The organism is Pseudonocardia alaniniphila, from assembly GCF_022524485.1.
Classification (GTDB): domain Bacteria; phylum Actinomycetota; class Actinomycetes; order Mycobacteriales; family Pseudonocardiaceae; genus Pseudonocardia; species Pseudonocardia alaniniphila.
In genome coordinates, this window is the sequence record NZ_JAKXMK010000007.1 from 207,935 (window position 1) to 219,977 (window position 12,043).

Consider the following 12,043-nt stretch of genomic DNA (forward strand, 5'->3'; position numbering starts at 1 on the left):
GGGGCGATGCGCGGGCATTGTGGTGAACCGCCTCACTCCACCGGGCGAATGGTGCGGAGATCACACCCCGCGGAAGCGATTGATCGCGTCGAGGTGTTTCGCTCGCTTCTCCTGGTCGGTCACCCCGAGCCCTTCGGACGGGGCGAGCGCCAGCACTCCGACCTTGCCCTGATGACTGTTGGTGTGGACGTCCAGCGCAGCCTGGCCGGTTTCGGCGAGGGGGTACACCTTCGAGAGCGTGGGGTGAATGAGCCCTTTGTCGATCAATCGGTTAGCTTCGAACGACTCGCGGTAGTTGGCGAAGTGTGAGCCGATGATCCGCTTGAGGTTCATCCACAGGTACCGGTTGTCGAAGGTGTGCTCGTACCCGGAGGTGGACGCGCAGGTGACGATCGTGCCGCCGCGGCGGGCGACGTAGACGCTCGCCCCGAACGTCTCGCGCCCGGGGTGCTCGAAGACGATGTCCGGGTCGTCGCCGCCGGTCAGCTCACGGATCTTCGCGCCGAACCGCTTCCACTCCGCGGGGTCCTGGGTGTGCTCGTCCTTCCAGAACCGGTACGCCTCCGCGCTGCGGTCGATGATCAGCTCCGCGCCCATCCTCCGGCAGATCGCGGCCTTCTCCGGGGACGAGACAACGCAGACCGGGATCCCGCCCCCGTTCAGGGTGAACTGCGTGGCGTACGAGCCGAGGCCGCCCGACGCTCCCCAGATCAGGACGGTGTCGCCCTGCTTCATGTCGGCCCCGTTGCGGGAGACGAGCTGCCGGTAGGCGGTGGAGTTGACCAGGCCGGGACTCGCCGCCTCCTCCCACGTGAGGTGGCCTGGCTTCGGGAGGAGCTGGTTGGACTTGACCAGCGCCAGCTCCGCCAGCCCGCCGAAGTTCGTCTCGAAGCCCCAGATGCGCTGCTGGGGGTCCATCATCGTGTCGTCGTGCCCGTCAGGGCTCTCCAGCTCCACCGAGAGGCAGTGCGCCACCACCCGGTCGCCTGCCTTCCACAGGTTGACGCCGTCGCCTGCGCGCAGCACCACGCCCGCCAGGTCGGAGCCCACCACGTGATAGGGCAGGTCGTGGCGCTTGGTGAGCGGCGAGAGCCGCCCGTAGCGCTGCAGGAAGCCGAACGTCGGCATCGGCTCGAAGATCGACGTCCAGACGGTGTTGTAGTTGATGGCGCTGGCCATCACCGCCACGAGCACCTCGCCAGGGCCCGGCTCCGGAGTCGGCACCTCGTCCAGGTGCAGGCTCTTGCGTGGGTCCTTCTCGCGCGTCGGGATGTCGGCGAACATCTCGGTCTCGTCGGCGTGCACCGTGATGCCGCGGTAGGACTCGGGCACCTCGAGGTGGCCGAGGGTGTCGAACTGCTCGGCGAGGATCGCGTCGAGGATCTCCTGCACGGCTGCCTCCGGTGGCTCGAGTCGCGCCGGGTGGTATCCCAAAAGTTACTGCGCAGTATGGTAGCCGTAGCAGGTGATCGACGGGAGTGACCAGCGCCACTTCCACTCAGTGGGTGGCGTCCGCCGCCGGTTCCACCAGCTCGACGAGCACGCCCCCTGCGTCCTTCGGGTGTACGAAGTTGATCCGCGAGTCGGCCGTGCCCCGGCGCGGCTCGTCGTAGAGCAGGCGGATGCCCTTCTCGCGCAGGGCCGCGCACGTGGCGTCGATGTCCGCCACGCGGTAGGCCATCTGCTGGATGCCCGGGCCGCTGCGATCGAGGAACTTGCCGATCGCCGAGTCCGGACGCAGCGGGGCGAGGAGCTGCACCGCGGCCCCTGCGTCCCCGGGGGCGGACAGCATGGCCTCGCGCACCCCCTGCTCCTCGTTGGTCTCGACGTGCGTGGCGACCAGCCCGAAGGTGTCGGCGTACCAGGCGATGGCCGCGTCCAGGTCCGCTACCGCGATCCCGACGTGGTCCACTGCGACGACCGTGTGCTCTCCCATGGGTTGGGAATGTAACCCGGCGGGGTCGTGACGTGCGGTTTGTGCGGTGAGTCACCATCGGGGGCCGTCGCAGACCAGGATCATCGGTGGTAGCGCGGGTATCGTTGCCCCGCGCCGTCGGAGCTGCTGGAGGTAGTCGTGTCCGGATCCGTGATCGTCGCAGGTGCCCGCACCCCCATGGGGAAGTTGCTGGGCGGTCTGAAGGACTTCAGCGGGGCCCAGCTCGGCTCGTTCGCGATCAAGGCGGCCCTCGAACGCGCCGGTGTCGCCCCCGAGCAGGTTCAGTACGTGATCATGGGGCAGGTCCTCACGGCCGGCGCCGGTCAGATCCCGGCCCGCCAAGCCGCGGCCGGCGCAGGCATCCCGATGGATGTCCCGGCGCTCACCATCAACAAGGTGTGCCTGTCCGGGCTCGACGCCATCGCCCTCGCCGACCAGCTCATCCGCGCGGGCGAGTTCGACATCGTGGTGGCGGGCGGTCAGGAGTCGATGACGCAGGCTCCGCACCTGCTGCCGAAGTCCCGTTCCGGGTTCAAGTACGGCGACGTCACGATGCTCGACCACATGGCTCACGACGGGCTGTTCTGCGCGTTCGACCAGGTCGCGATGGGTGCGTCCACCGAGAAGTTCAACTCCCGCTACGAGCTGACGCGCGAGGAGCAGGACGAGTTCGCCGCCCGCTCCCACCAGCTCGCCGCCAAGGCCTCGGTGAACGGGACGTTCGCCGAGGAGATCACCCCCGTCGCGGTGCCGCAGCGCAAGGGTGACCCGGTGGTCATCGACACCGACGAGGGCATCCGCGGCGACACCACCGCCGAGGCCCTCGGCAAGCTGCGCCCTGCCTTCTCCTCCGACGGCAGCATCACCGCGGGCTCGTCGTCCCCGATCTCCGACGGCGCGGCCGCCGTGGTCGTCATGAGCAAGGCCAAGGCGGAGGAGCTCGGGCTCGCCTGGATCGCGGAGATCGGTGCCCACGGCATGGTCGCCGGACCGGACGCCAGCCTGCACGAGCAGCCCGCCAACGCCATCGCCGCCGCGTGCGCGAAGGAGGGCATCGACGTCGCAGACATCGACCTCGTCGAGATCAACGAGGCGTTCGCGGCGGTAGGCATCGTGTCCACACGGAAGCTCGGCATCGACCCGGAGAAGGTCAACGTCAACGGCGGCGCCATCGCGCTCGGCCATCCGATCGGCATGTCGGGCGCCCGCCTCGCGCTGCACCTCGCGCTCGAGCTCAAGCGCCGCGGTGGCGGCACCGGCGTGGCTGCGCTCTGCGGCGGCGGTGGCCAGGGCGACGCCCTGATCGTCCGCGTGCCGGCGGCGAGCTGACCCCACCGGCATGGCACGCCGGGCGGCGGTCGCCGATCTGGTCGATCGGGCCCGGCGCGGCGAACACCTGGCCGTCGCGCGGCTGATCTCCCTGGTGGAGGACGGAGTCGCGACGTCCGGTGGCGGGCAACTGCGGGAAGTGGCCGCCGCGCTCGCCCCGTACAGCGGCAGGGCCCACGTGGTGGGCCTGACCGGACCTCCCGGAGTCGGCAAGTCGACGTCGACGTCGGTGCTGGTACGTGCGCTGCGAGAGCAGGGCCGCCGGGTAGGCGTCCTCGCCGTCGACCCGACCTCACCCTTCTCCGGCGGTGCGCTGCTCGGCGACCGGGTGCGGATGGGGGAGCACGCCACCGACGACGGCGTCTTCATCCGCTCGATGGCCACCCGCGGCCACCTCGGCGGCTTGGCATGGGCCACCCCCCAAGCCCTGCGCGTGCTCGACGCGGCCGGCTGCGACGTGGTGCTGGTGGAGACCGTCGGAGTGGGACAGTCCGAGGTGGAGGTCGTGTCCCTCGCCGACACGACGGTGGTGCTGCTGGCTCCCGGCGCGGGCGACGGCATTCAGGCAGCCAAGGCCGGGATCCTCGAGGTGGCCGATGTCTTCGTCGTCAACAAGGCCGACCGCGACGGCGCCGACCAGGCGATCCGCGACCTGCGGCACATGCTCTCCCTCGGAGATCGTCCGGCCGAGGGCGGTTGGACCCGCCCGGTGGTCCGCACCGTGGCCGCTCGCGGCGAAGGCGTGGACGACCTGGTCGCGGCACTCGACGCCCACCGGCACTGGCTCGACGAGGCGGGCGAGCGTGAGCGCAGGCGGATCGCCCGGGCCGAGTCGGAGATCCAGGCCATCACCCTAGAGCAGGTCCGATCCCGCATCGGCGACCTGCGCGGTGTGCACGGGCTCCGCGAGCTGGCCCGACAGGTGCTGGCCGGCGACCTCGACCCCTACCGCGCCGCCGACCAACTGACCGGCCGCGCGGGGTCGGCCGGGGCGAGCGGGCCGCAGGCGTGATCGACGTTTCGGGGCGGGCGCCGCGAGACGGTTCCCCGTCGCGGGTGACGTGATCATCGTTCGGGGCGCGGTGGCTGTGCTGGGTGCGGCTGTGCGTCCCCAGGTGGTGATCATGATGGGGCCCGTGGCCGGCAGGCGGGTGGGGGCCGGTAGCTGGTGGCGGGCTGGCCTCCCTGCGGACCGGCGTGTCGCCGCGTGATCATCGATTGGGGCGCGGTGGCCGTGTGGGGTGCGGCTGGGCGTCCCGGACTGGTGATCTTGGTGGCGGTGGTGGCTGGTGGGCGGTGTGAGGGTGGTAGCTGCCGGCGGGCTCGCATCCACGGGCGCTTTCGATAGCCACCTCGCCCCCGGGGACCGGTGTGCCGTGACGTGATCATTGATCGGGGAGCGGTGGCTGCGTTGGGCGCCGCTGCGCGTCCCGCATTGGTGATCTCGGTGGGGGTTGCGGCTGGCGGGCATGTGGGGGTGGGAGCTGGCGGCGGGCCGGCCTCCCTCCGGTACGGGTCTGCTGTGGCGTGATCATCGATTGGGGAGCGGTAGCCGTGTGGGGTGCGGCTGCGTGTCCCGGACTGATGATCTTGGTGCTGCGTGGGATCGGCGTGCCGTGGTGATCGGAGTTTGGGGTGGCCGTCGGGTCCGGTGATCGGGTCGCGGCGGGTGGCGGCGTGATCATCGTTGGCGCAGCCGTGGCCTTGGAGCGGTTCCGCGCCCGACCGGGGGCGCCGCAGGGACGGCGGTCGTCATGATCGCTGTTTGGGGAGCGGTAGCCGTGTTGGATGCGGCTGCGTGTCCCCGATCGGTGATCATGGTGCCGCGGAGGGATGGGTTCCCCGTGATGATCGCTGTTTCGGGGGCGGTAGCTGTGTCGGACGCGCCTGCGCGTCCCCAAACGGTGATCATGGCGGGACGAACCCCGGAGTTGGGGCGTCAGTTGCGGCGGCCTGGCTGCGTGGCGCTGACCGGTGATCACCTGAGCCCGTGGGCGGGCCCGCAGTGGCGTGATCGTTGTTTCGGGCGCGGTAGCCGGGTGGGGGGCGGCTGCGCGTCCTGGTGATCATGGTGCTCGGTCGTGGACGGCGCACCGTGGTGATCGGCGTTTCGGGACCGGTAGCTGTTATTGGACGCGGCTGCGCGTCCCCAAGCGGTGATCATGATGCTGACGGCGGTTGGCGTGCGCGGTAGCCGGGGCCGGGCCGGCCCTCGCGGTGCTGACCAGCGATGACCTCATCCCGCGGATGGGTGCGCTGGCTTGATCATTACTTGTGGAGCGATAGCCGTGCTGGCCGCGGCTGCGCGTCCCAAATCGATGATCTTGGTGCCCCGGAAGGACGGCTTTCCGTGCTGGGTGCGCCTGCCCGTCCGCCAGCCGGAGATCATGGTGTGGACGGTCGACCTACGGAGCGGCAGCAGCGGCGGGTGGCCCTCGTGGCGCCGACCGGTGATCGCCTCGGTCCCGTGGGCGGACGCCTGGTGGCGTGATCATTGTTTGTGGAGCGTTGGCCGTGTTGGGTGGGGATGCGCGTCCCCAACTGGTGATCTTGGTGCCGCGGAGGGACGGCTCGCCGTGATGATCGTTGTTTCGGGGGCGGTAGCCGTGTTGGACGCGGCTGCGCGTCCGCAACTGGTGATCATGGTGCGGACCGCCTTCGGCGCGGGCGGTTCCTGGAGCTGACTGGCCCTCGGCGTTCTAACCGGTGATCACCTCATCCGGCGGGCGGACGCGCGGTGGCGTGATCATTGTTCGGGGGCGGTAACCGTGCTGCGCGTCCCGAGCTGGTGATCTTGGCGCCCCTCGGGCGCCGGCGCTCCGTGGGGGGCGGCTGGCGGGCCCGGTGATCTGCGCGGCGGGCCGTGAGGGCTTGGCGATCAACCCCTTCGGAGTGGCGGGGACCTGGCACGACAGCGGAGGGACGTTCACGCGCGGGCGCGGAGCGCGGCGAGCCGGGCACCGACCTGTTCCGAGCCGATGCGAAGGGCGAGTTCCCTGGCCCGGCGCGCGTGTTCGGCCGCGTCTTCTGGCCGGTGGGCCGCGAGTGCGAGGGCGAGGTCGGCGTGGACGGCGGCGCGGTGGCGGGCTGATCGGGGAGCGGGGTCGAGTGCCCGCTCCAGCGGCCCGACCGCCTCCGCATCGCCGAGCGCGACCAGGGTGCGCCCGTGCCATCGGTGCAGGTCGGCCAGGTCGAGAACGGGGCCGCCCCGCAGGGCGACGATGTCGACCCGGGAGCGCTGCAGCCGGCGTGCGGCCGCGGCGATGGCGTGGTGAGCGGCGGGGGAGTCGCCTGCGGCGGCGCTGGCGACGGCACGTGCGGCGTCGAGTCGTACCTGGGCGGGGTCGCCGGTGGCGGGTCCGGCGAGGTCCAGCAATTCGACGGCGGTGGCGGGCTCGCCCACGTCGACCAGCACAGCGGCCTGTCCGGCCACGGCATCGGCCTCCGGGACGCCGGCCTCCCGCGCCGCGCTGCGGGCGCGGTCGTACCGGCGCCAGGCCTCGTCGGGGCGGGCGCGGTCGAGCTCCTGGGCTCCGGCCAGCGTGGCTGCTCCGGCCAGCACGGCCGCGACCTCGGACCGCCGGGCCGGCGTCAGGGTGTGGATGAGCGTCTCCTCGAGCTGCTCGACGAGCGCTCGCACCAGTTCGCCCGCCCCGGCGGCGCCCAGCTCGTCGTCGAGCCTGCTCGCGACAGCGAGCTGCTCCCACCACAGCTCGAGTCCGGTGTGGTCGACGGCCGCGGCTGCGGCGATCGCCGACCGGAGCCGATCGGACGCGGTGGTGGCATCGGCCGCGGGCGCCACGGCGATCCCGAGGTCGCCCGGTGTGCGGCCGTACAGCTCGGCGAGGAGTGTGCGGTAATGCGGCTCGGGCAGGGCATGGCCGTTCTCCCATCGGGAGAGCAGGGTCTTCAGGCTGGCCGCAGCCGCGACGGGTGTGCCCGAGGCGCGGCCCAGCGCTACGAGCTCCCCGGCCGCGTCGGCCTGGGACCAGCCCCGCGCCGCCCTGGCGGCACGCAGACTCATGCGCCCGCCCGTGCCGGTGACGGCGGCAGGCCGACGAGCGGCCACGTGGCTGGGTCGCCGTCCACCCGGCTGCCCTCGGCGACGGCGATGGCGCCGATGTGCAGCTCCGGTGAGGTGGTCTCCACGTCGATGAAGGTGCCCACCGACGCGCCGCTGAAGGCGACCTCGCCGCAGAAGGTGGCGTGCTGGAAGGAGATCCCTCCCTCGAACCGGGCGTCGCGCATGTCCACGCGGCCCAGGAAGGCAGCGCCGGAGAACAGTGCCGGCTTGCTCGCCTGAAGACTGCCGAGCCGGGTGATGCCGTAGAACCGCGTGCGCCGCGCCGTGAGCCGGCCGATCCTCCTGCCCTCCAGCCGGAAGTGCTCCAGGCTCGCGCCGGTGAGATCGAGGTGGTAGGCGCGTGGGTCGTGGTTCGTCCCCCACGGGAGCAGGTCGGTGATCAGCCGTTGGGCGGTGAGCCGCACCTGCCGCTCCCGATCGGCCTCGGGCGCCTCGTCGGTGGTGGTCTGGTCGGGATCGTCCGCGCGCTGGGTGTAGCTGGGGTGCGAGAAGGGCCTGCGCAGGTACGCGCACAGGACATCGAGCACCGTCTGCTTGTAGCGCGGGCTGGAGTCGGCGAGCCACGCCAGCGCGTGCAGGGCGCCGACGCGCACCTGGTCGGCCTCGTTGCCCAGGAGCTCCACCGACCGCGCGAAACGCTCGTCGGCCACCTTGTCGCTCTCGAGCTCGTGGCGCGCCTCCTCGGTGCGTCGCCTGCGGTCGTTGAGCCACAGCGCGTACAGCGCGACGACGGCGCCGCCGGCAAGGCCGCCGGTCTTGATCGCCTCGGCCTTGGACGCAGTGGGTTCGACCAGCAGCAACACCACGGTAGTGCTCGCCGTGACGAGGATGGCCGCAAGCACGCTGGCAGCCAGCAGGACCCGACCTCGCACGTGAGCTCCTCGCCGTTGATCTCTCCGTCGTCGTCCAGATTGTCGGGGTCGCCGCCTACTGTCAACGCTGTTGCCGCAACCCGCGTCAACAGCGTCGGAAGGGGATGGCCATGGATCTCACCACGTGCTCGGTCTGCGTGATCGCGGGATCGGCCGGTGGAGCGGTCAGCGGCTACTACGCGGCCGGAAGGCGGGGTGTCCGCCGCCCCGGCCGCCGGGCAGCCACCAGGTCCACCCACGGCCGCACGATGCGGTCGTGGCCCGGGGCCCGCCGGCGCCACCGGCGGCGGCCGGGAGGGTGACGCGAGGCCCGCGGGCGGCGGCCCTGCCGACCTGACGCGCGGGGGCCGTGGTGCGTCAGTCGAAGTCGCCCGCTGCCCTACGCACCTTCGCCAGCAGCTCGGTCAGCTGCGCCTCCTGCTCCGGGCTCAGGCCGCTGAGGCCGAAGTCGATCTCGGTCACCGACTTGGTCGCGTCCTCCTGCAGAGCGGAGCCGGCCTGGGTGATCTCCACGAGCGTGGCCCGCCGGTCCGTCGGATGCGGGATGCGGCGCACCAGCCCGTCGGCCTGCAACCGGTCCACGATGTTGGTCACGCTCGTGGGGTGCAGCTGAAGCCGCTCGCCCATCACCCGCATCGGAAGCCTGCCGACACGGGAGAAGGTGAGCAGCACCAGCGCTTCGTACCGGGCGAAGGTGAGGCCGTGCGGGCGCAGCGCCCCGTCCACTGCGGAGAGCAGGATCTGTTGCACCCGCATCACGCTGGTCACGGCAGCCATGGTGCGGGCGGGGCCGATTCGCTCGTCCCAAATCTCCGCCGCCCGCAGGATCGGGTCGAACGGCAGCGGATCGCGAGTGGCCATGACCGGCGACGCTAGCAGTGACGTGCTCGGCCGGGGTCGCGGTCGGCCCATTCGCTACGGCAGGCTGTGGTTCATGCTCTTCGCATTCAGTATCGCCCCTGCCGGGGGCGACAGCGGCACCGACAGCGTGAGCGAGATCGTCGCGGAGGCGGTCCGCGTGGTGCGTGAATCCGGGCTGCCCAACGAAACCACGGCGATGTTCACCACAATCGAGTCCGAGACCTGGGACGAGGGCATGGACGTGGTGAAGCGGGCCGTCGAGGCGGTGCAGGCCCACGCTCCCCGCGTGAGCCTCGTCTTGAAGGCCGACATCCGGCCGGGCCACTCCGGACAGTTGAAGGCGAAGGTGGATCGGATCGAAGAGGCACTCCACAAGGAATGACACTCGAAAAGACCGGGCCACCGGGTCGGCGCACGGGCGCCCGCCCGCCGACCCGGTCGAGGGGTGGATCAGCGCATGGCAATGGCGAGGGTGAAGAAGAAGACGCCGACCAGAATGGCCGCCGCGCCGAGCGTCATCGCGATCTTCGCCTGCTTCACGCACACGGGTCGGCGCACGGCAGCGGCGCCGAGGCCGAGCGCCGTGATGCCGACGATCCACCCGAGGATCGACACCGGGCTGACGATCAGGGCGATGATGCCCACGATCAGCGCCGCCTTGCCGAGCTTCGGGCTCTCGCTCTTCGCGGTCCTGCGGCGGGCGTCGTCGAGGAGGCGGTCGGCAACGGGGTTCTTCGTGCTCATGCGGGTTCCTTCGAGGGGAAGCGGCGTGCCGCGACGGGTGGGATTGTCGGCGGGGAGCGACCATTGATCACTCGTACCTTCTCAACGATTGCCGGGGTGGCCGCGTTGTTCTGCCAGTCCGGTGACCAGCGGTCTTCCTGTACCTCTCGGAACGCCTTTTCCGACTCCAGAGGGTGACCGCCGGCGACCGGACCGGTGAATTACTGTGCGAAATCGAGTGCATCACCGAATGAGTGAGGACTGAGATGGCCGAGCGCGCAAGTGCAGAACCCGACCACCGGTCGCGCCGGATGTGGAGGGCGCTCGAGCCGATCCACACGATCACCTACTTCGCGCCGGAGTCCCAGGCGGCGTGCGAGGCGTTGGGCACCAGGGGCTACTGGATGAGCTACTTCGCGCTGCGGGCCGCTCCGCTCGGGGCGGCCCCACCCGAGATCGTCGCGGCGCTGTTCTACAACTTCCACCCGGGGCTGGTGGCCAAGGTCGTGCCCGCCGTCTGGGAGTTGGCCCCGCCCGAGCGCTTCCGGGCCATCCGCCTGGAGGCGGTGGACGCGGCCCTGCGGCGGCTCGTCGGCGCGGAGCTGCTCGGTTCCCCGGAGCTGGCCGAGGCGGCCTCGATCGCCCGTGAAGCCGCGGTCGCAGCCCCCACGGCCGGGCGGGCTCTCGCCGCTGCCAACGCCGCGCTGGAGTGGCCGGAGGAGCCGCATCTCGCGCTGTGGCACGCCCAGACGGTCTTGCGCGAGCACCGCGGCGACGGGCACGTGGCCGCGCTTCTCACGGCCGGTCTGGATCCGGCGGAGGCGCTCGTTCTCTTCGCGGCCGACAAGGAGATCGAGGCGGAGTGGTTGCGCAAGCGCAGGGGGTGGTCGGAACCGGAGTGGGCAGAGGCCGTCGGCCGGCTCACCGAGCGCGGGCTGTTCGACGCCGGTGGGATCACCGCCGCCGGGCGCGCCGTCCGCGATGAGGTCGAGGCCCACACCGACGAGCTCGCCGACGCGCCAGTGGCGGCCATCGGCGACGCGGCCGAGCGGCTGGTGGAGCTGGCGGCGCCGCTGGTCACCGCGATCATCGATGCCGACGGGTTCCTCCGCGCAAACCCGATGGCGCTTCGCCCGCTGGTGTCCCCGGGCTGAAGCTCCGGTCGAAGCGGACGGTCGCCGACTCCGGTGGCAGGATGAGTCTTGTGTCCCGACCCGATCCCCGTCAGGCGGCCAGAACGGCCGCGCTGTCGTCCGCCATGGCAGGTGCGGTCGACCTGTCCGCCCTGAAGGCCCGCTCGGAGGCCGCTGCCCGCTCGCAGCAGACGCAGGCGTCCGGGGGTGCGGAAAGCGCAGGCGCAAGTCCCTTCGTCATCGACGTCACCGAGCAGAGCTTCCAGGCCGACGTCCTCGAGCGGTCGTTGCAGGTGCCGGTCGTCGTCGACCTCTGGGCCACGTGGTGCGGCCCGTGCAAGCAGCTCTCGCCCGTGCTGGAGCGGCTCGCCGAGGCCGGCAACGGCGCCTGGGTCCTGGCCAAGGTCGACGTCGACGCCAACCCGCGGATCGCCCAGGCGTTCGGCGTCCAGTCCATCCCGATGGTGGTCGCCGTCGTCGGGGGCCAGCCGGTGGATGCGTTCAACGGAGCGCTGCCGGAGCCCCAGGTCCGTCAGTGGATCTCGGCGCTGCTAGACGCGCTGCGCGACCGGATGCCGGCCATCGCCGAAGCGGAAGCGGGGGCGGCCGCCGCAAACGGAGCACCGGCCGAGGAGCCGGAGGATCCCCGCTTCACCGCCGCCGAGGATGCGCTCGATCGCGGCGACTACGCCGCGGCGGAGGAGGCCTACCAGCAGATCCTCGCCGTCGAGCCGGCCAACGAGCAGGCGCTGGCCGCGTTGTCGCAGGTGCGGTTCCTCGCGCGTGCGGAGAAGGCCGACCCCTCGGCCATCGCTCGTGCCGACGCCGCGCCCGACGACATCGACGCGCAGCTCGCCGCGGCGGACGCCGAGGCGGCCTCCGACCGTGTCGAGGACGCGTTCGCGCGGCTGGTGGGCACGGTCGCGCGCACCTCGGGCGACGAGCGTGACCGGGTGCGCGAGCACCTCATCGGGCTCTTCGAACTGTTCCCGCCGGACGACCCTCGCGTCACCGCGGCCCGGCGGGCCCTCGCCCGCGCGCTGTTCTGAGCCAGGCGCACTCGCTGTAGTCCTCGCAGAGCCGGCGGGCCCTGCGAGGACGGGGC

General features: G+C 71.6%; 12 protein-coding genes. 6 read left to right on the plus strand and 6 right to left on the minus strand.

Annotation, left to right across the window (positions count from 1 at the left end; translation table 11 throughout):
- Positions 1-60: 60 nt before the first annotated feature.
- Together ccrA and mce are read right to left on the minus strand one after the other, a co-directional pair.
- Complete coding sequence (ccrA, locus tag MMF94_RS09395) at positions 61-1,392, minus strand: crotonyl-CoA carboxylase/reductase (protein ID WP_241035921.1); 1,332 nt, start codon at positions 1,390-1,392, stop codon at positions 61-63.
- Positions 1,393-1,498: 106 nt separating this feature from the next.
- A complete protein-coding gene (gene mce / locus MMF94_RS09400; protein WP_241035922.1) occupies positions 1,499-1,936 on the minus strand; it encodes a methylmalonyl-CoA epimerase in 438 nt (145 codons plus the stop codon).
- 138 nt (positions 1,937-2,074) lie between these two features.
- Here mce and MMF94_RS09405 point away from each other — a divergent pair, with 138 nt between their 5' ends.
- Both MMF94_RS09405 and meaB read left to right on the plus strand, forming a co-directional pair.
- Positions 2,075-3,265, plus strand: coding sequence for an acetyl-CoA C-acetyltransferase (locus MMF94_RS09405; RefSeq protein WP_241035923.1), 1,191 nt, complete (start codon positions 2,075-2,077; stop codon positions 3,263-3,265).
- A 10-nt stretch (positions 3,266-3,275) separates the two neighbouring features.
- A complete protein-coding gene (meaB, locus tag MMF94_RS09410) occupies positions 3,276-4,277 on the plus strand; it encodes a methylmalonyl Co-A mutase-associated GTPase MeaB (RefSeq protein WP_241035924.1) in 1,002 nt (333 codons plus the stop codon).
- A 1,914-nt stretch (positions 4,278-6,191) separates the two neighbouring features.
- Here meaB and MMF94_RS09415 read toward each other — a convergent pair.
- Both MMF94_RS09415 and MMF94_RS09420 read right to left on the minus strand, forming a co-directional pair.
- Positions 6,192-7,289 (minus strand): helix-turn-helix domain-containing protein, encoded by a 1,098-nt coding sequence (locus MMF94_RS09415; protein WP_241035925.1) that lies wholly within the window; start codon positions 7,287-7,289, stop codon positions 6,192-6,194.
- A complete protein-coding gene (locus MMF94_RS09420; protein ID WP_241035926.1) occupies positions 7,286-8,221 on the minus strand; it encodes a pentapeptide repeat-containing protein in 936 nt (311 codons plus the stop codon). The genes MMF94_RS09415 and MMF94_RS09420 overlap by 4 nt, the downstream gene beginning before the upstream one ends.
- Positions 8,222-8,331: 110 nt before the next feature.
- Here MMF94_RS09420 and MMF94_RS09425 point away from each other — a divergent pair, with 110 nt between their 5' ends.
- Positions 8,332-8,523, plus strand: a complete 192-nt coding sequence (locus MMF94_RS09425; protein ID WP_241035927.1) for a hypothetical protein — start codon at positions 8,332-8,334, stop codon at positions 8,521-8,523.
- Between the two features lie 55 nt (positions 8,524-8,578).
- Here MMF94_RS09425 and MMF94_RS09430 read toward each other — a convergent pair whose 3' ends face one another.
- Complete coding sequence (locus MMF94_RS09430) at positions 8,579-9,082, minus strand: MarR family winged helix-turn-helix transcriptional regulator (RefSeq protein ID WP_241035928.1); 504 nt, start codon at positions 9,080-9,082, stop codon at positions 8,579-8,581.
- Positions 9,083-9,155: 73 nt separating this feature from the next.
- Between MMF94_RS09430 and MMF94_RS09435 the strand changes: the two genes are divergently transcribed.
- The gene (locus MMF94_RS09435; protein WP_241036031.1) at positions 9,156-9,464 is read left to right on the plus strand and encodes a thiamine-binding protein; all 309 of its coding nucleotides are present in this window, start codon (positions 9,156-9,158) and stop codon (positions 9,462-9,464) included.
- 68 nt (positions 9,465-9,532) lie between these two features.
- On the opposite strand, the gene MMF94_RS09440 is transcribed toward MMF94_RS09435, so the two are convergent.
- Positions 9,533-9,826, minus strand: a complete 294-nt coding sequence (locus tag MMF94_RS09440; protein WP_241035929.1) for a hypothetical protein — start codon at positions 9,824-9,826, stop codon at positions 9,533-9,535.
- A 245-nt stretch (positions 9,827-10,071) separates the two neighbouring features.
- Here MMF94_RS09440 and MMF94_RS09445 point away from each other — a divergent pair, with 245 nt between their 5' ends.
- Both MMF94_RS09445 and MMF94_RS09450 read left to right on the plus strand, forming a co-directional pair.
- On the plus strand, positions 10,072-10,959 hold the full coding sequence (locus MMF94_RS09445) for an SCO6745 family protein (RefSeq protein WP_241035930.1): 888 nt from the start codon (positions 10,072-10,074) through the stop codon (positions 10,957-10,959).
- Positions 10,960-11,063: 104 nt separating this feature from the next.
- Positions 11,064-11,987, plus strand: coding sequence for a tetratricopeptide repeat protein (locus MMF94_RS09450; protein ID WP_241036032.1), 924 nt, complete (start codon positions 11,064-11,066; stop codon positions 11,985-11,987).
- Positions 11,988-12,043 lie beyond the last annotated feature (56 nt).

Bases quoted from the DNA above. Each gene is read 5' to 3' on its own strand.
- MMF94_RS09435 (WP_241036031.1), top strand. From the start codon at position 9,156: ATGCTCTTCGCATTCAGTATCGCCCCTGCCGGGGGCGACAGCGGCACC.
- MMF94_RS09430 (WP_241035928.1), bottom strand. From the start codon at position 9,082: ATGGCCACTCGCGATCCGCTGCCGTTCGACCCGATCCTGCGGGCGGCG.
- meaB (WP_241035924.1), top strand. From the start codon at position 3,276: ATGGCACGCCGGGCGGCGGTCGCCGATCTGGTCGATCGGGCCCGGCGC.
- MMF94_RS09425 (WP_241035927.1), top strand. From the start codon at position 8,332: ATGGATCTCACCACGTGCTCGGTCTGCGTGATCGCGGGATCGGCCGGT.
- mce (WP_241035922.1), bottom strand. From the start codon at position 1,936: ATGGGAGAGCACACGGTCGTCGCAGTGGACCACGTCGGGATCGCGGTA.
- MMF94_RS09445 (WP_241035930.1), top strand. From the start codon at position 10,072: ATGGCCGAGCGCGCAAGTGCAGAACCCGACCACCGGTCGCGCCGGATG.
- MMF94_RS09440 (WP_241035929.1), bottom strand. From the start codon at position 9,826: ATGAGCACGAAGAACCCCGTTGCCGACCGCCTCCTCGACGACGCCCGC.
- MMF94_RS09450 (WP_241036032.1), top strand. From the start codon at position 11,064: ATGGCAGGTGCGGTCGACCTGTCCGCCCTGAAGGCCCGCTCGGAGGCC.
- MMF94_RS09415 (WP_241035925.1), bottom strand. From the start codon at position 7,289: ATGAGTCTGCGTGCCGCCAGGGCGGCGCGGGGCTGGTCCCAGGCCGAC.